Consider the following 20,280-nt stretch of genomic DNA (forward strand, 5'->3'; position numbering starts at 1 on the left):
CAAAAATAAAAAAGCGCCTAAATAAAAAGGGCGCTTTCAATATATTTATTGCACTAAGCGTAATTTGTATTTTTGATTATTAAAATCTTTATCGTATGCTTCTAGCTCATTAATCAAGTTTTGCGCCATATTATCCGTAACATGTGTATATATCCTCAATGTCATATTGCTATCAGAATGACCCACACGCTCTTGAATTGCTTTTAAGGGGATTGCATGCTGTGCTAATATAGATACATGGGTATGACGCATTGTGTGTGTTGTGACACGTTTTGTGATATTGGTAATCTTCAATGCTTCTTTTAAGATATAATTCATCTTATTAGTTGAAAGGGGATTACCTTTTTTATTTGTGAATATGAAATCTCGTTCCAAAAATTCAGGATCTAATTCGTTAAATTGTTTGTATTTGTACAATTCGTCAAAAATTTCAACTGCTCGTGCAGTAATACCAATCTTCCTCATACTTGATCCCGTTTTTGTACTGTCTTTCACGCCATATCTTTGTGTGATAGGGTCTTTTCTGTCTACCAATGTGCCATTTACATCAATAAACCGCTTCTCGAAATTAATATCTTTAAACTGTAACGCTAATACTTCACCAATACGCATACCAGTAAGCAATTGGATTTCTATGGCTTTATATGCAGAATAATATGTTTTAGCCCAAGCGTAATTGAAATTCTTATCATACATTTTTTGCAATGCATTTAGTAACTGGTGCTGTTCCAGTTCATTTAGATAGTTCTCACGCTCTTCAATTGTTTGCGCATATGTTTTCTTATTACTAGGCAACTTCACACGCTCTATAGCTGTTATATCTCTCATATCGTACACGTCACGTACATACTTAAATACAGACATTAATCTATTCTTATGCGACTTTACTCGTGAATAATTAACACTTTTAGCCCACATATCAATTAAATCTTGCATATACTGATAATGTACATTAATGATTTTAATATCCTTTTCAATATCATTCTTCATAGATTCAATTTCATTCTTCATAGATTCAATTTCATATTTATATGAGTTAATCGTGCTTTGTTTTAAATTATCTGATTTTATAGCACGCTCTAACCATTCACTCATAGCATCATGTAATGTAAGACCTTTTAATTCTTTTGTATTTCTATCTTTCAATTTCACTTCGATTTTATTCTGTAATAGCTTTCTCGCTTCATTTTTATATGGTTTGGTATTTTTGTTCATAGTCACAGAAACTTCTCGCCATTTGCTTGTTAGTGGGTCTATATACTTTTCAAAAAACTCATAACGTTTAACACCCGATTTAGTCACTTTTTCTTTTACATACATTAGTTATCACTATCCTCTAAAGAATCTCCATAGTTAAGTAATTTCAATTTATTCTTCGCTAACTCAGATTCAACCATTAAATTATAATATTCATCTTCTTCTAACAATTCAGGATAAGTACTAACATACATATCAATAATTTCATCTACAACATTTTTTATATGGGATTTAATTTTATCACCTAATATTATTTGATAATCAACATTATTTTGAGTGTATCTATACCCAACTCTTTCGCTACTAACGTTAAGCACATTGAATAAATCTGTATACCCACTACTTCTAACAGTTATTTTTTCGTCATTCATATGTATCAATTGCTGAAATGCTTTTTCTTTATTCTCTTGATTACTTAATTCTGGTATTGCCGCAATCAATTCATTTAATACACTCAATTTATTATAACCAAACTTACTTAATCCATTAGCTAATTTTACTAAAGTATTAAGTTTAGGATTGCTCTTTTTACCAGTTTCTAAATTATATACATATGATTGACTTAAATTTGATGCTCTTGCTAATTCAGAAATAGAAATATTCTTTTCTTGAACATATGATTTTATTAACTTTTCTAAATCTCCAGACATAAAATTACCTCCTTTGTTCAACTCATTATTACACAACATTCTTTAAGTTTAAAGTAATTTATTGACATAATCATAACTAACAAATATAATTTAGATATAATTTTATATCTGGAGGTAAAAATATGGAGTTAAGTTCTAGGAAAATTAAAATTGCTATGGCAAATAGTGAAATAAGTCTTACTGAACTAAGTAAAGAAGTTGATATTAGTTACAACCATTTGTCTAATGTTATTAATGGACATTCAAACACAAGTAAAAGAACTATTAAATTAATAGCTCTAGCACTTAATGTAGAGGTTGATGAAATTTTCACATCAAAGGAGGTGGTTAAATGAATAATCAAGCACTAAATATTGTACCTACAAGAGAAAATACAGTGATTTCAGACGAACAAGTAGCAATAATAGAACCTAAATTTGCACGTCCTAAACCACTAGCACACATTTATGGTTTAAGTCCAAGTACAACTAATAAATATATTCGAGAAGCAGAAGAAAACAAGCATTATCAACACATAGTTTTTAGGCCATCACCCTGGATAATAATTGTTGATATAAAAGGCTTTAAAAATTTTCTAGAGTTTAGGCAAAAAAGAAGTTTTTCAAAAATAAGTCTATAAATGGAGGTACTAAAATGAAAGTTTATTTAAACGATAATAGTGTTTGTATTAAATCTGAATCAAAGATCGAAGATATTGCTATTAGAGAAAACGAAGAATCATTAAGAAAACTTTTTAATGAATTAGTAGAAGAAACAAAAAAGCGCAACACTCTCACTAACCACAGCAGAAGCGTTACGCTCTAATACAGTTTGTAATAAACAAACCGATTTAATTTTAACATACAGATAACCAAAACAATATGTTGAAATAAGAATTAACAGAGAGGGGAACATGATGAATCTCGTAGCAAAAAACGAAAAGAAATATTTTAGTGGCAGTAGGTTTTTATTTTATGATTTCGCCACTTACTTATACAGAAAATATAAATGTTGTGAGATTAATCAGCAACCTCATTATTTTAACGGTGAATTTTATCAGTTATTAGATATAAATATTTTAAATCAAATTACATTGATAGAACTTCCCAAATTAAGTATAAAACAAAATAACGAGGTATTCCATAAACTAAAAGCACTATGCAGTCAGAATATAATTCAAGAATCAGGATCAAAATATATAGGTGTAAAAAATGGCGTTTTCAATCTTGAAACTAAGCAATTAGAGCCATTTTCAGAGCATTTAGTTATCACATCTAAGATTGATACCAATTACAAACCAATCGCTCAAAGTGAACTATTAGAATTGTTTATACGTGATGTGTCAGATGGTAACAAAGATATAGAAGCACTTTTATATCAAATGGTCGGCTATACATTATATTCAAATAATAAATTTGGTGTAGCTTTCTACCTATATTCAAACGGTAGTTCTGGAAAATCTTCGTTCATGCATATTATTAATGAGTTAGTAGGCGAAGAACACACAACGTCACTGTCAATCAAAGAGCTTACAGATAAATTTAGCAAAGCACATTTGTACGGTTCACATTTAAATTTGACTGATGATATCGATACAGATGCAATTATCAATAACACCGGTATATTGAAATCACTTATAACAGGGGAACGCATCAATGCTCAAGTAAAATATGGTTCGCCATTTGATTTTGTACCAAGAACTAAGTTTATTTTAGCTGGTAACGATTTATTTTCAACGTCTGATGATAGTTACGGTTTCTTTAGAAGACTAATAATAGTGCCAATGACACGTAGTTTTGACAATATAAGCTACGCTAAAGACCCCTTTATATTAGATAAGCTCAACACAGATGAAGTTAAGTCAGCATTACTTAATAAAGCTTTAAATGGATTACTGGAAGCTATCAATAATAAAGGTATAACTGAACCTGAAATATCAAAAAAGTACAAAGCGCAATACCGTACAGATAATAGCCCAATAAGGCAATTTGTAGCTCATTCAGAAGAGCAAGAGGTTTCACTGTTTCTAGGTAGAACAACAACAAAGGCATATCAAAATTATAAAAATTGGTGTCTAGAAAATGGATTCAAGGCAGTAAACAGCAATAAATTTGGTAAACAACTCAAACAAATAGGCTATATGTCTAAACAATTTAAACTACCTATTATCAATCAAAACAAGAGAATATACGTTAAAAATGACGAAACAACTGCAATCTATGATGACAATAATAAATTTATAAAAGAGATAAAGTAACAGTGTAACAACAAGTAACAACATAGATGTTACTAACTCAAATGCTTATATATCGAGGCTTTTACCACTTTAGTAACAGGTAACATCAAAATATAAAAGTATATAAGAAGTAATAAGTATATATAGAGGTTTTTTAGCAATTTGGTGTTACCTTGCTAATTTACTTCAAAACACTTTCATATCAATGTTTAAACACTTCATTTTTGGTGTTACTTAGTTGATACTCTGTTACCACTAGCATTTATATCAAAAACGAAATTGTGATTATGAAACAACACACATGCGTACATGTTTTAAGCGTTCCTTTAGGTTAGCTTAACAACTGGACGCCCACAAACGAACGTAGTGAGTGCGTAGCGCATTCAAATATAGGAGGTAGTAACATGAGTGACGAATTTTATAAAATTAGTGATGAAGCAAGAGTAATCATTAACACTGTAATTGAAACTTTAGATAGTGTAATTAATGATAATAGAACTTCTTATCCAGTTAATATCGATAAAGGCAATGGCGTTAATGAGTTGTATTTTGAAAATCGCGAACAACATTTGCAAGCTATTATTGAGTGGGCAATCGATTATATAGGTGGAAACGTTGAGATAGATGGTGACTATCATGCAAACAAATAAAGTAACTCAAAAACGTAAGGCGATGGTATTAGGGCGTATTTTAACAACTGCATTTGCTTATTATTTGAAAGAATACAGAGAACAAACGCATATAACTGAAATTGATCACAATCATATAGTCAAAGTTCAAAGTAATTTGTATCACTTAATAAATAAGCAAGAGATAGCAGCAGCAATTAATAATATACCTAACTTTATAAAGCCATATTTAGACTATAGCTTTAGTGATGTGAAGAACATAACTCAAGATTTTATGCTTCCATCACTATTAGAAGTAGATAACTTACTAAAAAAACAATGCAGCATTAACAAGGAGGGTAACAATGTTTAAATCTAAAGTTGACGAATGGAAAACAAGTGAAAATTTATTACTAATAGAGGGGTGGGCTCGTGACGGATTAACAAATGACCAAATTGCTCAAAATATTGGTGTAACACCCCGCACTTTATACAATTGGGCTAAAAAGCATGTTCTTATATTTCAGTCCTTAAAAAGAGGCAAAGAAGTAGTAGACAGACAAGTTGAAAATGCACTGTTTAATAAGGCTATAGGATATGAATATACCGAAGAACAAGTAACACCTGACGGCCAAGTAGTAACAGTTACAAAATACATGAAACCTGATACAACAGCACAAATATTTTGGTTGAAAAATCGCAAACCTAATCAATGGAGAGATAAACAAAACATCGAGCATGATGCTCATATCCATCAAAATATAGATCTTACCAGTATTAGTGATAACGATTTACGTAAACTTGCAAAGATTAATGATTAATATTACACCAAAACGTCTTAGATTAATTCACACGCCTCACGTAATCGTGGGGCGAATTGTATTTATTATAAGTAAACAAAATTATATCATTAAAGGAGATTAAATATGGCACTATCACAAGAACAGATCGAACAAATTATTGATTATGTATATAACCAGGCTAGAACAATAGTTTTACATTCAAATAAAGACATCGAAGACAATGAAGAAGTAAAACATTTGTATATTCTATTAAAACGGCTTTATGAAGAATTAAGTACTACAATGGCAAATGTTTTTACCAGCCAGTATCATTAATTCATATTCAAAAGGATTAAAACATGCTGAACAATTATTGGAACGTACAGGATTCGAAATTGTTGTAATGAGCAATAGTGATATAAAAGAGCTAGTGCAAACACCATTGCATATGGAAACCATAAGTAATATTGTATCTGATACATTAACCGATTTATCGGCAGCATTTAGAACAGCAGAACAATATGGCTATAAGAATTTAGATTAGGCAATCTATGATGTGCGTAACGAAATAGCAAATGGATTAATAACAGGTATGACAACAAAGCAAATAACACAACACTTAGGCGAGAAGTTTGGTAAAAGAAGTATGACTGCATTTGTTACAAAGGACCATAAACATTCACCGGTGGACTTTTACGCAAAGACAGTAACACGTACTAAACTACAGCAGGCTGAAAATCATGGGCACCTCAACAGGTGTTCAGAGCGCAAGGTTAAACAAGTAGAAGTTACTGGTAACATAATACCTACCTGCGGACAATGCGCAGCGTACAGAGGTATTGTATTCGCTACAGAGCCAGGAGATAAATTCCCGTATGTAGATTTGTATAGTTTGTTTCCGTTACACCCTAACTGCCAATGCAATTTCCGGCCATATATTGTTAAGTTTAAAAGTGATGAAGATATACAACAGGAATTGGATAAGTCACGCATGTTCGCCCCTGATCCTGATAGAGATACTAGAACGGTTAAGGAGGCAAAGAAATATAATGCAACACAGAAAGCAAAGGCAGCAGCACGCAAGAAATGTCATTCGTTTAACAAGATGCAAAGTAAGTTAGGCAAGGACGGTCCGCAATCATTTAAAGAATACAAGAACGCGAGCAAGAAGCAATATCATGAGTGGATAGCCAAAATTAATAAATTAACTAATTTAATTTAATTACGTGTATAATAACATTTAAGGGTTAACAATTATTAAAATTTTCGTTACGTAAAACTCTATAGTTAAGGAGGTTCCAATGTCTAAATTTATAAGAAGTGATTTATTCTTTTTACACCAATTCGGATTTAGTTCGAAGTTATTAGAAAAAATTTATCTTCAAAATCTAGATCCTATAAAAATTATTTTTAATAAAAACTCTGCTAACAATAATTTAAAAGAATTATTTACCGATAAAGATCTCAATCTATCTACTAAATATGACAAGTATAATAACTTTAAGAAAAACTTATATTTTAATGATGACTTTTTTAAAAATAGAAAGCAAAACAAAATATATTTTAAATATGATAAAAATGCTATCACTTCATTAATACCGAATAATATTATGCCACTTTTTTTATACGCTAAAGGAGATGTTTCATTATTATCAAAAAAGCATAAAAGAGTAGCTATTATCGGTACACGTGAACCAACCGAAAACTCAATCATTATTACAGAAAAAGTAACTAAAAAATTTATCGATGATGAATACATTATTGTAAGTGGTTTAGCAAATGGAATTGATTCTATTTCTCACAGAACAACAGTAAATTATCAGGGGAAAACGATTGCAGTTTTACCAACTAATTTCCACAATATATATCCTAAAAATAACAAAAGATTATTTTTAGATATATTAGAAAAGGGTTTGGCTTTAACATCAATAGGACCAAATGAAAACACTTATAAGTCTAGTTTTTTAGATAGAAATAAATATATCGCAAACATATGCGACATAATTGTTGTTATAGAAACTAATTTAAAGAGTGGCACAATGAATACAATTAAGAATGCGAGCGAAGCAAATAAAAAAATATTGTTTATAGATCAAAAAGACAATATAATAAACAGTGTGCTATATAAATTAGGAGGGGAAATGATTAGTGAATAAGCTAATATGTATTTCAAAGTTATTGGTTTTTAATAAAGAAAATATGCTAAAAAGTGAAAATTTAAAGATTTTAGATGAATTATATGATAATGATATACAACCAGCAATAGTAGCAAAAAATCAATCAATTTCAAAAATGAAAAAACAATTGCCAAGTGAATATGAAGAAAAAGTTATATTTATAGAACGAGGATCAAAAAGCAAGAAAACAGTAATTCAGGAAATTAAAAAGAAAGAAAAGACCATAATTTGTATGATTGGTATTGTAGATGAAGATGCCATATTTTCTTTTATTTGTAAAATTCCTTTATTTAATATCGAAAAATTAATTAATAATTCAAGTAACATTTCAGAAAAAGTAAAAAAATACGGTTTACCAGTCAATAAATTTCAAGACATTATAGATTGTATGAAAGCATTTGATGTACACAAAAATAATTATTTTCAAATGAATTTTGGTGATAGGTATACGATAATGAGCTTAAATAATGCTAACTATTATTACAAACCTAAAGAAGAAGTACGAATTAAAGAAATTTTTCAAGCAAATTTAAAAGGTAATGTAAAAAGCCGGGATCAAAAAGTCTTATTACTTTTACTATTTAATTTAATTAGTGAAGTAAGTACAAGTCAAATCTTCGATGAGGTGGATTATTGGGGAACCTTCCCATCATCTGATCCTCAAAATACAGATACAGCTACTAGATTCATAAAAGAATCTATACGTTATATTGTGGGTGGTAAGCCATATAATGGGCCTGAGTTATTAATAAGAAAAGAAAAGATGCAACCTAAACATAAGTCCGGAAATTCTCGAACTATATATAAATGTAATAATGATTTTCAATCATTAATAATTAATCCTCAATTAATAGATAAGATTGAAGGTAAAGTAGTTTGTATAATTGATGACTATATAACTAATGGTTACTCAGCCGAATCTGCCAAACATTTGTTCTTAAAAGCGAATGTTAAAAAATTAATTTTCATTTCCATAGGCAAATTCGGGACAGATTACTATTCCACTAATTATACATTAGACGGTGATATTACATCGAAATATAAATCTAGTTTCAAGAATGAAGTGCTATATAATAAGATGAATAATAGTATCAATTTTAACTTTGAAAATGATAAAAGTATTTTAGAATATGCAGATTATCTATAACCCCCCAAATTCCCCCCATAGAATTTACTAATCATGAATATTCATACGCATTTTTTATAAAAAGATAGCTTAAAAACAGTTTTATAACAACATTTCACTATGCATGACTACAATATATTTATACTATCTAAACCCAGAAGATTTACTATTAGAATCTTAATTCACAACACAAAATAGTTTATTAATCCCAATACAACGGCGCTAAGCGTCGTTGTATTTTTTTTAAAATTTTAATTACTCTAAAATCCAAATAAGAGGCGTGAACATGAAATCAAAATTCGACTTCGTATTCACGCCCCCAAAACTAATCCAAAAACAAATATGATGATTAATAATATCAAGCCACACGTTAAACAAATGTAACCGGAAACCTTTGAGCGTTGTCTTAGAAGAAAAATACTAAAACTAATTATGGCAACGCTTAAAATCAACGATGCTATTAAGTTTAACCATGAATTTAATAAAAATAGATAGCATTAGAAAACCGAGTTATGTCTTTGACTATGCTTAACAGATACATGGAATTTTAAAAAATATGGTCATTTAAGAGGACATATACAACAACAATAACTAAAAAGGTATATTTGATCACAAAATAAGACATTAACTCAAAATCGTACTTAAATTACAATGTGAGCGATCAGTATACAGTTACTTATATTTTTATTACAACTCTGAAAAAGTTAAATATTTCTGCAAAGAAATTAATAATGTACAATCATATTAAATCGAACTGATGAAATATTTTCATTTGAGTAAAAATGGAAGATATTGGCGTTAAATTGGATAGATTCATCTTTATGAACCGTATAGTTATCTCCATCCAATTTAAGCGTTAGTGTACCTTCATAAACCGTTATGTACTCTATAGATCCAGAACCATGTGGCGAATCTTTCATAAGACCTTCAGGCTCTATAATAACCATATGACTCTCAAACTTTTTCTCAATATCAAACTTAAAAAATGGATATACTTTATATTTATTGTCTTCTGAAGTTAATGGCTTCAATTCATTCGCAGATATCTTTCTAATATTTTCAATATTTTCTTGTGTAAGTTCAGAGAATGAAACTTTTAAACCGTTAGCAATTTTCCATAATGTTGTAATCGATGGAATAGATTCTTTACGTTCAATTTGCCCAAGCATCGTTTTACTTACTTCAGTCAAAGTGGATAAATGTTCTAGTGAATATCCATTTTGTTTTCTATATAACTTAAGATTTTCAGCAATAATATCATTAATTTCTTTCATAGATCTTTCCGCCTTTATTTTATAATCTAACGCAGGGAAAATTCATTCCAAGTCTTAAAACGTTATAACGTCATTATACACGTTATAACGTTTTATGCGAGAGGGGAGGTGGTAATGAAACTGTTGTAAAAGCTATAAACCTTGTAGCATCAGTGTCCTTACCACTATTTACTAATTTAAACATTCTGGATTTTAAACACGTAAAACAGCAGATTTCATGTTTAAAATCTATACTAGTTACGATATTTCTATTTATTCTAATTACTACAGTTCATTATTCTATTTCAATAACAAGCTTATTATATTAAATTTTCGACCATTCAAATAATGATTACTAACCGTTGAATATTGCTTGAGCATAAACATAATTTTTGTATCTTTAAAAGCATAGATGCATTATTTATTATGTTAAGTACCTTTTTCATGATCGGTCTTTCCATTAAAAATTGCCATTACTTTAGACTCACTAGCTGAGACAATTCTAAAGTAATGGCATTTCTCTACTCTATAAACAGTTTAATTTTTGGCGTGTTTTTGATAATAATCACGTGGACTGCACCCATAAGACGTTTTAAATTTTCGATAAAAGTTAGAATAATCGCTAAAACCGCATTGATTGGCAACTTGTTGTGGACTTTCTCCATTTTTCAACATACGTTGCGCATTTTGCAATCGTTTCTGTAATAAATAACGATATGGTGGATAGCCTACAAGGCGAGTGAAGTGCTGAGTAATTTTATAGCGACTAACATAGAATTTCTTTTCGAGATCTTCTAATGAAATAGGATCTGCGTAGTGTAACTCCATATAATCTAATACTTGTCTTACTAACTCAGATTCCGGGTCATCTATCACTGATACTTGTTCATTAGCAATTGACACTCTATTTAAAAGTATAAAAAATTGAGTGAGCAATGCTTCTTCTGCTAATTTCTTCCCAAATTTCTGACTATTTTGTTCATTAATTAAACCCTGAAGTAAATAATATAGTTCTCTTTTTTGTGATTCTGACAATTGCAGTAAATTTTTAAAGTTTGGTGATTTTGTGTCGAAGCATGCACTTAAATCATATGTATCTGTAGACAAAGATTCTAATAAATGTTCATCAAATCTTAATCCAATACGTTCGGCATGCCCATCCATCTGTTCATTTAATTGATGAAATTCATATGGTGTAATGAGTAATAAAGAACCTACGTCTAGCTGATATTTTCTACCTTCAATGGTATATAGCATATTGCCAGACAGTGAGAAGAATATTTCATAATGGTCGTGATAATGTAATTCATTGCCAAAGTGACCATCACTTATCCTGTGCCATGCTGCATACTCTCCATCAAAAGGTAACGAAATAGAATCAAATTTAAACTTAATATCCCCGTTGTCTTTCATTTAAATACCTCCCGCTCAAAAAACAATCTTTTTCCCTTTATTTACAATGTTGTTAATTTTCACTCAATATATAATTAAATTATAACACTAAAGTAATATTATATTGAAAGGATGATTTATATGACTGAACCACAAATTGGAGTTCAAATGATGATGCTTAAAGATAAGGTAGCTGAAGATGGGATATACAATGTTTTAAATAAAGTAAATGAGCTTGGCTACCATGCTGTTGAGGTATCTCAAATAGAAATGACAGAACAGAATATTACTGAAATGCAACGTTCAATTAAAGATTTTGGCATGAATATCGCGGCAATGTCTTGTGGTGTCGAAGATATTTCTGAAGAACAAAAATATCCAGGTGATACATTACAAAATGATTTTGATAAAATTGTAGCAGATTGTAAAGCTGTAGATTGTACAATTTTACGTATTGGTATGCTTCCTATGAATTATATGGGTTCTAAAGAAAGTACGCTTAAATTTGCCGAAATATGTGAGGAATATGCGAAACGCTTAAAAGAACATGGCATCGATCTTTACTATCATGCGCATAACGTAGAATTCGTTCGTTATAATGGAGAGCTCATGTTAGATTTAATGCGTGATAACACTGAACATTTAGGCTTTGAGTTAGATGTACATTGGATTTGGCGTGCTGGTATAGACCCAGCTAAATTCATACCAACATATGCAAATCGCATTCGTGCCATCCACTTAAAAGATTATCGTATTGGCGAAATTGACTGGGACCAATACCCTGGAGAAGGCGTTGAGAAGGTATATTATATGCTCCATATGATTACACAATTTGCTGAACTTGGTGAAGGTACTTTACCTTTACGAGATATCATTGAAGCTGGCCTTGAAAGTGGCAGTGAATATTTCTTTGTTGAGCAAGATGAATTATACGGTGCCGATCCATATGATTGCTTAATCACAAGTCGTGATCACTTAATTGATTTAGGTTATAAAACATGGTTCTAATTTAAATTAATAGTCTATCTACACCTTGATAGGTGCTTTTTTAAAACAGATAAATGTAAGCGATTGCAATTTATTACTTTATAAAATTCAAGTTATATTTAATGAAAATGGAGGTATTTTTATAATGAAAAATATCGCAATATCAGGATTTTCGGATGAAATATCATCCGAATTAGATACCCAGTTAAAAACTGTCAGTGAATTAGGTATGCGCTATATCTCATTGCGCGGTGTTGATGGTGAAAATATTAGCAAATACTCTGTTGAAAGCATACAAAAAGATGTCTTACCAAGGTTGAAAAAGTGGAAGATTGGCATTTCATCCATTGGTTCGCCAATAGGCAAAATTTATATTAATGATGAAGATGCTTTTAAAGCGCAATTAGAGACATTAAAAACATTATGTCAAATATCAAACACTTTAGATTGTAAATACATTAGAATATTTAGTTTTTATATACCAAAAGAAGATAATTTTGATGATTATGAAAAAGAAGTCATTGCTAAATTAAAGCAATTTGCCAAAATTGCTGAACAGTATAATGTGATATTACTTCATGAAAATGAAAAAGATATCTTTGGAGATATTGCTCGACGTTGTAATGTTATTTTAAATGAAGTCGGTTCAGAACATTTTAAAGCAATCTTTGATTTCGCAAATTTTGTTCAGTGTGACGAGGATCCACAAGCATGTTATGAATTATTGACTCCACATATTGAATATATTCATATTAAAGATGCTATTTATGAAGATAGCGTCAATGTCTTATGTGGCACGGGTGATGGTCAAATTGAATCGATACTTAAACAAGCAATCGACCGCGGCTACAAAGGATTTTTAACACTAGAACCTCATCTCGTTGTATTTGATTCACTTAAAGATTTAGAACTTGAACATTCCACAGAGACGATTCAAAACACAGTAGCTAAAGACGGCGCTGAAGGATATAAAATGCAATATGAAGCTTTACTAAAAATACTATCTAATATTGAACAAGAGGAGAATGCATAATGGAAAAAGTTCGTTTAGGAATTATTGGTTTAGGTGCACAAGGTGGCACGTATGCAGGTTTTATTCATAGCGGAGAAGTAGATAAACTAGAAATTGGCGCAATATGTGACATTGATCCTGAGAAAAAAGCATTAAGTGCTGAAAAATATCCAGATGTACCTTTCTACGATAACTATATTGATATGTTAGAAAGTGGCGATGTAGATGCAGTCGTTACTACAGTGCCTCATTACCTTCATACAGAAATAGGTAAAGAAGCATTGTCTAGGGATATTCATGCACTTTTAGAAAAGCCTGCAGATATCTATGCTGAAAAAGTTAAAGAAATCAGTGATTTAGCAGCTTCTAAACCAGAATTAACGTTTGGTATTTTCTTTAATCAAAGAACCAATCCTTTATACCAAAAAGTTAAAGCATTAATTGATGCTGGTGAAATTGGTCATATTCGTCGCACAAATTGGATTATCACTACATGGTGGCGTCCACAAGCATATTATGATCAAAGTTCTTGGAGAGCAACTTGGGATGGAGAAGGCGGTGGCGTTTTAGTAAACCAAGCACCACACCAAATCGATTTACTCCAGTGGTTATGTGGCTTACCTGAAAAAGTATTTTCAAATGTTAAATATGGTTACCAAAGAGAATTAAGCGTCGATGATGATGTAACAACTGTATTAGATTATGGCAACGGGGCAACAGGTGTATTCATTACATGTACTCATGACATTATCGGAACAGACCGCTTAGAAATCACTGGCGATAAAGGTAAAATATTAGTCGAAGATAGTAACAAAATTACACTGACTCGCTTAAAAGAATCTGAAACAGACATGAACCGTAATATGTCGTGGGAAGATGCTGCCAAAATATTCACTGGCAATGGTTTTGACGATATCTATGATCAAGAAACGTTTGAATTCGAAAGTGTATGGGGTCAACAACACATTAGCGTATTAGAAAACTTTGCAGCTAACATTATTGATGATACACCATTGATTGCTCCAGGCAGTGACGGCATTAATGGTGTTAACTTTGTAAATGCCATTTATCTTTCAAGTTGGTTAGGCAAAGAGGTATCACTACCAGTAGATCCAACTGAATTTAAAAATGCATTACAAGAAAAAATTCAATCAGAGCAATAAATTAACTCATAAAAGCATAAATAAACGGAGATGGTCATATGCTTAAAATTGGAATTGTTGGACTAGGTGATATCGCTCAAGTACATATTCAAGCGATTGATGATAATCCAGAGGCTCAATTAGTAGCAGTTTGTGATGAAAACGAATTATTAAAAAATAAAGTACAAAATACGCATTTTTATAAAGAATTAAATGAAATGTTAGATTCAGAAGCGTTAGATTGCGTTCATATTTGTTTACCACACTATTTACACTTATCAGCAACAGCGACTTGTGTCGAAAAAGGCGTTCATGTGTTGCAAGAAAAACCACTTGCAATTAATGCCAAAGAAGGTCTTGAATTAGTGAAATTAGAGCGCAAATACCCAAAAATTAAAATTGGTATTTGCTTTCAAAATCGCTATAATGATACCTTTCAAACACTACAGAAAATCGTCGAAAGTGGTGAATATGGTAATGTCATTGGCGTAAAAGGGCTAGTAACTTGGTTTAGACCTGAAGCTTATTATACAGAGAAACCTTGGCGCGGTAAGATGGACACTGCGGGTGGTGGCGTACTAATCAATCAAGCTATTCACACACTAGATTTAATGCAATTACTTTGTGGCAAAATCACATCTATTAAAGGCAATGTCTCACAACTATTAGATTATGATATTGAAGTAGAGGATACCGCAGCTGCACACATAGCGTTTGAAAACAAAGCAAATGGTATGTTTTTCGCTACAAATGCCAGTATTGGGAATTCTAGTGTTGAGCTTCAAGTCATCTTTGAAAATGAAAAATTCACAATTAAAGATAATATTCTGACACGTGTAAACGAAGAAGGTTATAAAAAGCAAGTTATAGAAGATGCTAAAGCACCTAAAACAAAATCTTATTATGGACCAAGCCATGGTAAACTGATTAATCAATTTTATGACTGTCTACATAACGATACACAAAATTATGTACATGCTCAAGATGCACTCGCATCCATCGCTATGATAGATGCAATTCAAATGTCTTCTGAATCAAAACAAACCGTAACATTAACCAGTGATTAAATTTATCATTATTAAAAACACATATTTATCAAAGTTGTGTCATAAAGCTCACTTATGGCAAAGTTAATTAATAACAAAAAATAGAATTAGTTACAAAACAAGGGATATCCCAATATATTGGAGTATCCCTTGTTTTAATAAGCATGTTCTAATATAAGAAATTTACTTATACAGTATTTAAATACTAAGCTATATTTTGATTTTAATTAACACTTCTTTAAGCTATATACACGAAAAGCTCAATAATAGCTAGAATTAAAAATACTAAGAAAACTACGCCATAGATATTATTTTTCTTAACACTTTTAGCATTAGCATTTTTTTGCTTTGCTTTATTATTTATATTCGAAAAGAAAGTAATTCCAGAATACACTGCTATAAGCACAGTGATACCAAATACAACCCATACAGTTAACATTTTAAAACCTCCTTCTAATTCAATAAATCTATTTTCAAATTTGTCATGAAAAATAATAAATCACGATATATATACATTTTAATACATTTTCTTAATTCGTCCAATGTATATTCGTTATAATTTTGTAAAACCATTATTCATCATACAAATAATACTTAAAGTAAGTTATAATTAGTTGAAAAGATATGAATAGAGGGGTTAATATAATGAATGGTCTTAGAAGTGTTACTACAGGGACAAATGATTTAGAAAAAACTAAAACTTTATTTAAAGATATACTCGGACTCAATGTGACAAACAAAGGACAAGCGCTACGTTTTGGAGATGCTGAACTTAATTCTGGGACACGTATACATTTTGTAGAAATACCTAACTATATTAACAATAATAATCATATAGATAATATTGGCTTGCGTGTGCCAAGTGATGAAGGTCTGGATGAGTATAAATCAGTATTAGATAATCATCACATTAATCATGGTGGTATTACCGATTTAAATGGTCATCAATATTTTGATTTTAAAGACCAAAATGATCAAACATTTAATATTTACTCAAATGAACATAATACTGGGACACCATTAGGTATGCCATCATTTGAAAGTACTGTAAATCCGTTACACCAGATCCAAGGATTAGGGCCTGTCCTCTTGAAAGTTAATGAACTTATATTAACGCAATCTATTTTAACTAAAGTTTTTGGACTCATACATTTTGCTGAATACGCACCAACAGACGATGCCGATTATAAAGTACAAGTGTTTCGTATAGGAGACGGCGGGCTAGGTGGCGAGCTACATATTTATGCTGCAAAGGATGAAGTGAAAATGCCTGAACATGGTATAGTTGAACAAATTGAATTTGCTACTGAATCCAAAGCACATTTTCAAAATGCATTGCAACAACTTGAAGTCATTGGTATTCCTTATCAAACATTAGATCAAGATGGCGAACGTTCTTTAAGAATTAGTGAAAAAAGCGGCATCACATTTATATTAACTTTAGAAACAAAACAATAAAGAGAGGTTTTTACAATTATGTTACATGAAACTTGGAAAACAAATACACCTATTAAAAAAGTCGAAGTTGAACATGCAGAAGCGAAAAAATTCACAGTATCTGATATGCTAACAGTAGGTAAACAATATGACGTTATCAATGAAACTGAAGAGTATTATCAAATCATCGATAACTCTGGTCTAGTTGGCGGATATTATAAAGAATATTTTAAAGAAGTATAAGATTTTAAATATATCGTATTGCACCATGAACGCAACAAACAATACCTCACAAACTATTGTGAGTTTATAAATTTTCTTATTAAAATAGGGCTAGGGCAAAATATGATAATGTATTCTTGCCCCAGTCTATTTTTAATGATTTTTAACAATCATTAGACAAACATGTAAATGCAAAAGGAGATACAAAACATGACAAATGCACAATATATTAATAGAGACGAGACTGTCTTCAATGATGCTAAATCATTAATGCAATTAAATAAAAATATACTGTTAAAAGGACCAACTGGTTCTGGTAAGACGAAACTTGCAGAAACGTTAAGTGAAACTTTAAATAGACCGATGCACCAAATTAACTGTTCAGTCGATTTAGATGCTGAAAGTTTATTAGGCTTTAAAACAATACAAACAAATGACAATGGATCACAAGAAATTGTCTTTATAGACGGACCTGTCATACAAGCCATGAAAGAAGGAAATATTCTTTATATTGATGAAATCAATATGGCGAAACCAGAAACACTTCCTATACTGAATGGTGTATTAGACTATCGTAGAAAACTAACAAATCCATTTACAGGAGAAGTTGTAAGTGCAGCACCAGGTTTTAATGTTATTGCAGCAATAAACGTAGGGTACATTGGCACATTACCTATGAATGAAGCATTAAAAAACCGTTTCGTTGTTATTGAAGTAGATTATATTGATGGTGATATTTTAAGTGATGTTATTAAAAACCAAAGCCAGTTAAAAGACGACGCTGTTATCCAAAATATTATAAAGTTCAATGAAGATTTGAGAACAATGACAAAACAAGGTCAAATTTCTGAAGAAGCAGCCAGTATTCGAGCGCTGATTGACTTGAGCGATTTAGCAACAATCATGCCAATAGAACGTGCGATACAGCGTACGATTATAGATAAATTAGAAGACGAACGTGAACAACAAGCAATTAAAAACGCAGTAGAATTAAACTTTTAGTGAGGGATAATCATGAGTGATCGTTTTATAAAATTTAATGACGAACAACTTGATGCAAAGCAAGTCATGATGCTACAAGATTTAGCTCGTCTTTTACTGAAAAATGAACAAGCACACGTTAAAATACAAAAATTTCCATACTATGATCCAATCAATCATACCTTAATTACAAGCTCATTTTGGTCACATAGGAGTAAAGAAATAGAATCCACAGGATTAAAATCAGATGTATTACTTGCTACTTATGGTTATCAAATGATGGATGAAAAAATTGTAAATAAAGTCATTCATAATCGAGAGTTTCAACACCCAAAATTCTTCCAACAACTTTTCAAATTATTAGAAGACAAACGTGTATTAAATACCATAGTTCAATTACGTCCTTCGACAAAGCCTATAATTCAAATGCGTAATGAGGTTAGATTGAATTATACTCAGACACAAATCAAAGTTTATAAAACCAAAACAACTTTTACAGACTTACTATTTTTATATTTAGAAGCATCTTTTTTAACAGAAAACTTTTATGATGTACCGCAAATCCATCCTCAAATTGATGATGTTTTAAATCATATGTATCAATACTTACCAAGTTTCTTTTATAATGAAACGTCTGAAGATAACATGTTTTTAGCAGAACGTATCATGTATCAAATCGATGATATTTTAAAAGAAGATATGTTGAACGAATATTATCATTTACCGAAAAAAGTTTATGAAGCAATAGAAGAACTTAATTTTGAGGATATAACGAGAACTGACGCAAGTAACTCAGATGGTCAGTCTGATGAACAAAACGATGAAGACGTTGTAAGCGAAGATATGGAATCTAATAATCAAGATAGTGCGTCAGAAGGTGGCGCTTATTTAGAAATGGAATTACATGAAGGTGAGAATAGTGATGTCATGGGTGATAATGACACCGCACGTGAGGGTGATGCGAGCGATGATATGACTGATATGCAAACTAAAAAGGGGAAAGGCTCTACTGATAACGTTGAAGATGACGAAGGCGGTTCTGTCGGCCATAACCAAGCGTTTGCACTTAAAGGTATCAATCAAAACGTAGAGATTAAATGGAATATTCCAGACATAGAACCACAATATATCAATGATTATCGTGACGTTGAATCTGAAGTCCAGTTTGAGACAAAAGATTTAACCCAAATCATAAAGAAAACAATTGATAGAGAATACCAGGATGAACGTCATAATTTAACTAAAGGAAGACTACAGAAGAATCTACTTAATTGGTTTATTGATGATCAATATAAGCTGTTTTATAAGAAACAAGATTTAAGTCAATCCTTTGACGCTACTTTTACATTGCTCGTTGATGCATCTGCAAGTATGCAAGATAAGATGGAAGAAACGATCAAGGGCGTTGTCCTATTCCATGAAACTTTAAAATCATTAAATGTTAAACATGAGATACTTGCATTTAACGAAGACGCGTTTGATGCAGATGAAGCGAATCAACCCAATATTATTGACGAAATCATTTCATACGACCGCTCAATTTTAGAAAAAGATGGACCAAGAATTATGGCTTTAGAACCTCAAGATGATAATAGAGATGGCGTAGCAATTAGAATAGGAAGTGAACGATTAATGCGTCGTTCACATAACCAACGTTTTCTAATTGTATTTTCAGATGGTGAACCTTCAGCATATAATTATAGTCAAGATGGTATCTTAGACACTTATGAAGCTGTTGAAACTGCTAGAAAAATGGGGATCGAAGTATTCAATGTGTTTTTAAGTCAAGATCCTATTACAGAAGACATAGAACAAACGATTCATAATATTTATGGTCAGTATGCCATCTTTGTAGAAGGCGTAGAAAATTTGCCAAGCCATCTGTCACCATTATTGAAAAAACTTTTATTAAAATCATTTTAGCTAGACTAATTTTTATAAATTAATCGCTATATATTTAAATATTCTGAAATTTATATAGACGGCATCTAAT

The 20,280-nt window shown here is 31.0% G+C and carries 25 protein-coding genes; 20 read left to right on the forward strand and 5 right to left on the reverse strand.

The window, feature by feature from the left end:
• Window positions 1-45 precede the first annotated feature (45 nt).
• Window positions 46-1,320, reverse strand: coding sequence for a tyrosine-type recombinase/integrase (locus tag ACP3TL_RS04630; protein ID WP_285325670.1), 1,275 nt, complete (start codon window positions 1,318-1,320; stop codon window positions 46-48).
• A complete protein-coding gene (locus tag ACP3TL_RS04635; RefSeq protein WP_285325669.1) occupies window positions 1,320-1,907 on the reverse strand; it encodes a helix-turn-helix domain-containing protein in 588 nt (195 codons plus the stop codon). The genes ACP3TL_RS04630 and ACP3TL_RS04635 overlap by 1 nt, the downstream gene beginning before the upstream one ends.
• A 122-nt stretch (window positions 1,908-2,029) precedes the next feature.
• Between ACP3TL_RS04635 and ACP3TL_RS04640 the strand changes: the two genes are divergently transcribed.
• The 12 genes from ACP3TL_RS04640 to ACP3TL_RS04695 all read left to right on the forward strand — a co-directional run bounded on the left by ACP3TL_RS04640 (window position 2,030) and on the right by ACP3TL_RS04695 (window position 8,836).
• Entirely contained in the window at window positions 2,030-2,242 is a 213-nt protein-coding gene (locus ACP3TL_RS04640) for a helix-turn-helix transcriptional regulator (RefSeq protein ID WP_285325668.1), read from the forward strand.
• On the forward strand, window positions 2,239-2,526 hold the full coding sequence (locus ACP3TL_RS04645; protein ID WP_285325667.1) for a hypothetical protein: 288 nt from the start codon (window positions 2,239-2,241) through the stop codon (window positions 2,524-2,526). The genes ACP3TL_RS04640 and ACP3TL_RS04645 overlap by 4 nt, the downstream gene beginning before the upstream one ends.
• 14 nt (window positions 2,527-2,540) lie before the next feature.
• Entirely contained in the window at window positions 2,541-2,711 is a 171-nt protein-coding gene (locus ACP3TL_RS04650) for a hypothetical protein (RefSeq protein ID WP_285325666.1), read from the forward strand.
• Window positions 2,712-2,799: 88 nt separating this feature from the next.
• Complete coding sequence (locus ACP3TL_RS04655; RefSeq protein ID WP_285325665.1) at window positions 2,800-4,143, forward strand: DNA primase family protein; 1,344 nt, start codon at window positions 2,800-2,802, stop codon at window positions 4,141-4,143.
• Between the two features lie 383 nt (window positions 4,144-4,526).
• Window positions 4,527-4,772 carry a TscA family type II toxin-antitoxin system antitoxin gene (locus tag ACP3TL_RS04660; RefSeq protein WP_285325664.1) on the forward strand — a complete coding sequence of 82 codons (246 nt, stop codon included), beginning with the start codon at window positions 4,527-4,529 and terminating at the stop codon, window positions 4,770-4,772.
• Window positions 4,759-5,103: a hypothetical protein gene (locus ACP3TL_RS04665; RefSeq protein ID WP_285325663.1), complete on the forward strand. Its 345-nt coding sequence runs from the start codon at window positions 4,759-4,761 to the stop codon at window positions 5,101-5,103. Before ACP3TL_RS04660 ends, ACP3TL_RS04665 begins: the two co-directional genes overlap by 14 nt.
• Window positions 5,096-5,551 (forward strand): helix-turn-helix domain-containing protein, encoded by a 456-nt coding sequence (locus ACP3TL_RS04670; RefSeq protein ID WP_285325662.1) that lies wholly within the window; start codon window positions 5,096-5,098, stop codon window positions 5,549-5,551. Before ACP3TL_RS04665 ends, ACP3TL_RS04670 begins: the two co-directional genes overlap by 8 nt.
• 105 nt (window positions 5,552-5,656) lie before the next feature.
• Window positions 5,657-5,848 carry a hypothetical protein gene (locus ACP3TL_RS04675; RefSeq protein ID WP_285325661.1) on the forward strand — a complete coding sequence of 64 codons (192 nt, stop codon included), beginning with the start codon at window positions 5,657-5,659 and terminating at the stop codon, window positions 5,846-5,848.
• A complete protein-coding gene (locus tag ACP3TL_RS04680) occupies window positions 5,823-6,056 on the forward strand; it encodes a hypothetical protein (protein WP_285325660.1) in 234 nt (77 codons plus the stop codon). The genes ACP3TL_RS04675 and ACP3TL_RS04680 overlap by 26 nt, the downstream gene beginning before the upstream one ends.
• A 48-nt stretch (window positions 6,057-6,104) precedes the next feature.
• Window positions 6,105-6,734 (forward strand): phage minor capsid protein, encoded by a 630-nt coding sequence (locus ACP3TL_RS04685; protein ID WP_426433212.1) that lies wholly within the window; start codon window positions 6,105-6,107, stop codon window positions 6,732-6,734.
• Between the two features lie 79 nt (window positions 6,735-6,813).
• Window positions 6,814-7,668: a DNA-processing protein DprA gene (locus tag ACP3TL_RS04690; protein ID WP_285325658.1), complete on the forward strand. Its 855-nt coding sequence runs from the start codon at window positions 6,814-6,816 to the stop codon at window positions 7,666-7,668.
• Entirely contained in the window at window positions 7,661-8,836 is a 1,176-nt protein-coding gene (locus ACP3TL_RS04695) for a phosphoribosyltransferase (protein WP_285325657.1), read from the forward strand. The genes ACP3TL_RS04690 and ACP3TL_RS04695 overlap by 8 nt, the downstream gene beginning before the upstream one ends.
• Window positions 8,837-9,540: 704 nt before the next feature.
• On the opposite strand, the gene ACP3TL_RS04700 is transcribed toward ACP3TL_RS04695, so the two are convergent.
• Both ACP3TL_RS04700 and ACP3TL_RS04705 read right to left on the reverse strand, forming a co-directional pair.
• Complete coding sequence (locus ACP3TL_RS04700; RefSeq protein ID WP_046465325.1) at window positions 9,541-10,089, reverse strand: helix-turn-helix domain-containing protein; 549 nt, start codon at window positions 10,087-10,089, stop codon at window positions 9,541-9,543.
• Window positions 10,090-10,605: 516 nt separating this feature from the next.
• Entirely contained in the window at window positions 10,606-11,481 is an 876-nt protein-coding gene (locus ACP3TL_RS04705) for an AraC family transcriptional regulator (RefSeq protein ID WP_046465324.1), read from the reverse strand.
• 120 nt (window positions 11,482-11,601) lie between these two features.
• Between ACP3TL_RS04705 and ACP3TL_RS04710 the strand changes: the two genes are divergently transcribed.
• The 4 genes from ACP3TL_RS04710 (at window position 11,602) to ACP3TL_RS04725 (ending at window position 15,668) form a co-directional block, all read left to right on the forward strand.
• Window positions 11,602-12,468: a sugar phosphate isomerase/epimerase family protein gene (locus ACP3TL_RS04710; RefSeq protein ID WP_046465323.1), complete on the forward strand. Its 867-nt coding sequence runs from the start codon at window positions 11,602-11,604 to the stop codon at window positions 12,466-12,468.
• Window positions 12,469-12,592: 124 nt separating this feature from the next.
• Window positions 12,593-13,480 (forward strand): sugar phosphate isomerase/epimerase family protein, encoded by an 888-nt coding sequence (locus tag ACP3TL_RS04715; protein WP_046465322.1) that lies wholly within the window; start codon window positions 12,593-12,595, stop codon window positions 13,478-13,480.
• Complete coding sequence (locus tag ACP3TL_RS04720) at window positions 13,480-14,622, forward strand: Gfo/Idh/MocA family protein (RefSeq protein WP_046465321.1); 1,143 nt, start codon at window positions 13,480-13,482, stop codon at window positions 14,620-14,622. Before ACP3TL_RS04715 ends, ACP3TL_RS04720 begins: the two co-directional genes overlap by 1 nt.
• A 38-nt stretch (window positions 14,623-14,660) precedes the next feature.
• The gene (locus ACP3TL_RS04725; RefSeq protein WP_046465320.1) at window positions 14,661-15,668 is read left to right on the forward strand and encodes a Gfo/Idh/MocA family protein; all 1,008 of its coding nucleotides are present in this window, start codon (window positions 14,661-14,663) and stop codon (window positions 15,666-15,668) included.
• A gap of 217 nt (window positions 15,669-15,885) precedes the next feature.
• Here the strand turns inward: ACP3TL_RS04725 and ACP3TL_RS04730 are convergent, their stop codons facing one another.
• Window positions 15,886-16,086 (reverse strand): hypothetical protein, encoded by a 201-nt coding sequence (locus ACP3TL_RS04730; protein ID WP_002507627.1) that lies wholly within the window; start codon window positions 16,084-16,086, stop codon window positions 15,886-15,888.
• A 206-nt stretch (window positions 16,087-16,292) separates the two neighbouring features.
• Between ACP3TL_RS04730 and ACP3TL_RS04735 the strand changes: the two genes are divergently transcribed.
• From ACP3TL_RS04735 to ACP3TL_RS04750, 4 genes are all read left to right on the forward strand, one after another.
• Complete coding sequence (locus ACP3TL_RS04735) at window positions 16,293-17,105, forward strand: VOC family protein (protein WP_046465319.1); 813 nt, start codon at window positions 16,293-16,295, stop codon at window positions 17,103-17,105.
• 18 nt (window positions 17,106-17,123) lie between these two features.
• Window positions 17,124-17,327, forward strand: coding sequence for a DUF6501 family protein (locus ACP3TL_RS04740; RefSeq protein ID WP_002507630.1), 204 nt, complete (start codon window positions 17,124-17,126; stop codon window positions 17,325-17,327).
• A gap of 189 nt (window positions 17,328-17,516) precedes the next feature.
• Complete coding sequence (locus ACP3TL_RS04745; RefSeq protein ID WP_046465318.1) at window positions 17,517-18,308, forward strand: ATP-binding protein; 792 nt, start codon at window positions 17,517-17,519, stop codon at window positions 18,306-18,308.
• Window positions 18,309-18,320: 12 nt separating this feature from the next.
• Window positions 18,321-20,210 (forward strand): vWA domain-containing protein, encoded by a 1,890-nt coding sequence (locus ACP3TL_RS04750; RefSeq protein WP_046465317.1) that lies wholly within the window; start codon window positions 18,321-18,323, stop codon window positions 20,208-20,210.
• Window positions 20,211-20,280 lie beyond the last annotated feature (70 nt).

Source organism: Staphylococcus caseorum, from assembly GCF_049943195.1.
Classification (GTDB): Bacteria; Bacillota; Bacilli; order Staphylococcales; family Staphylococcaceae; genus Staphylococcus; species Staphylococcus equorum_A.

Excerpts from the sequence above, each read along its gene's own strand:
- ACP3TL_RS04630 (WP_285325670.1), bottom strand. The coding sequence starts at position 1,320 with ATGTATGTAAAAGAAAAAGTGACTAAATCGGGTGTTAAACGTTATGAG.
- ACP3TL_RS04635 (WP_285325669.1), bottom strand. The coding sequence starts at position 1,907 with ATGTCTGGAGATTTAGAAAAGTTAATAAAATCATATGTTCAAGAAAAG.
- ACP3TL_RS04640 (WP_285325668.1), top strand. The coding sequence starts at position 2,030 with ATGGAGTTAAGTTCTAGGAAAATTAAAATTGCTATGGCAAATAGTGAA.
- ACP3TL_RS04645 (WP_285325667.1), top strand. The coding sequence starts at position 2,239 with ATGAATAATCAAGCACTAAATATTGTACCTACAAGAGAAAATACAGTG.
- ACP3TL_RS04650 (WP_285325666.1), top strand. The coding sequence starts at position 2,541 with ATGAAAGTTTATTTAAACGATAATAGTGTTTGTATTAAATCTGAATCA.
- ACP3TL_RS04655 (WP_285325665.1), top strand. The coding sequence starts at position 2,800 with ATGATGAATCTCGTAGCAAAAAACGAAAAGAAATATTTTAGTGGCAGT.
- ACP3TL_RS04660 (WP_285325664.1), top strand. The coding sequence starts at position 4,527 with ATGAGTGACGAATTTTATAAAATTAGTGATGAAGCAAGAGTAATCATT.
- ACP3TL_RS04665 (WP_285325663.1), top strand. The coding sequence starts at position 4,759 with ATGCAAACAAATAAAGTAACTCAAAAACGTAAGGCGATGGTATTAGGG.
- ACP3TL_RS04670 (WP_285325662.1), top strand. The coding sequence starts at position 5,096 with ATGTTTAAATCTAAAGTTGACGAATGGAAAACAAGTGAAAATTTATTA.
- ACP3TL_RS04675 (WP_285325661.1), top strand. The coding sequence starts at position 5,657 with ATGGCACTATCACAAGAACAGATCGAACAAATTATTGATTATGTATAT.
- ACP3TL_RS04680 (WP_285325660.1), top strand. The coding sequence starts at position 5,823 with ATGTTTTTACCAGCCAGTATCATTAATTCATATTCAAAAGGATTAAAA.
- ACP3TL_RS04685 (WP_426433212.1), top strand. The coding sequence starts at position 6,105 with ATGACAACAAAGCAAATAACACAACACTTAGGCGAGAAGTTTGGTAAA.
- ACP3TL_RS04690 (WP_285325658.1), top strand. The coding sequence starts at position 6,814 with ATGTCTAAATTTATAAGAAGTGATTTATTCTTTTTACACCAATTCGGA.
- ACP3TL_RS04700 (WP_046465325.1), bottom strand. The coding sequence starts at position 10,089 with ATGAAAGAAATTAATGATATTATTGCTGAAAATCTTAAGTTATATAGA.
- ACP3TL_RS04705 (WP_046465324.1), bottom strand. The coding sequence starts at position 11,481 with ATGAAAGACAACGGGGATATTAAGTTTAAATTTGATTCTATTTCGTTA.
- ACP3TL_RS04710 (WP_046465323.1), top strand. The coding sequence starts at position 11,602 with ATGACTGAACCACAAATTGGAGTTCAAATGATGATGCTTAAAGATAAG.
- ACP3TL_RS04715 (WP_046465322.1), top strand. The coding sequence starts at position 12,593 with ATGAAAAATATCGCAATATCAGGATTTTCGGATGAAATATCATCCGAA.
- ACP3TL_RS04720 (WP_046465321.1), top strand. The coding sequence starts at position 13,480 with ATGGAAAAAGTTCGTTTAGGAATTATTGGTTTAGGTGCACAAGGTGGC.
- ACP3TL_RS04725 (WP_046465320.1), top strand. The coding sequence starts at position 14,661 with ATGCTTAAAATTGGAATTGTTGGACTAGGTGATATCGCTCAAGTACAT.
- ACP3TL_RS04730 (WP_002507627.1), bottom strand. The coding sequence starts at position 16,086 with ATGTTAACTGTATGGGTTGTATTTGGTATCACTGTGCTTATAGCAGTG.
- ACP3TL_RS04735 (WP_046465319.1), top strand. The coding sequence starts at position 16,293 with ATGAATGGTCTTAGAAGTGTTACTACAGGGACAAATGATTTAGAAAAA.
- ACP3TL_RS04740 (WP_002507630.1), top strand. The coding sequence starts at position 17,124 with ATGTTACATGAAACTTGGAAAACAAATACACCTATTAAAAAAGTCGAA.
- ACP3TL_RS04745 (WP_046465318.1), top strand. The coding sequence starts at position 17,517 with ATGACAAATGCACAATATATTAATAGAGACGAGACTGTCTTCAATGAT.
- ACP3TL_RS04750 (WP_046465317.1), top strand. The coding sequence starts at position 18,321 with ATGAGTGATCGTTTTATAAAATTTAATGACGAACAACTTGATGCAAAG.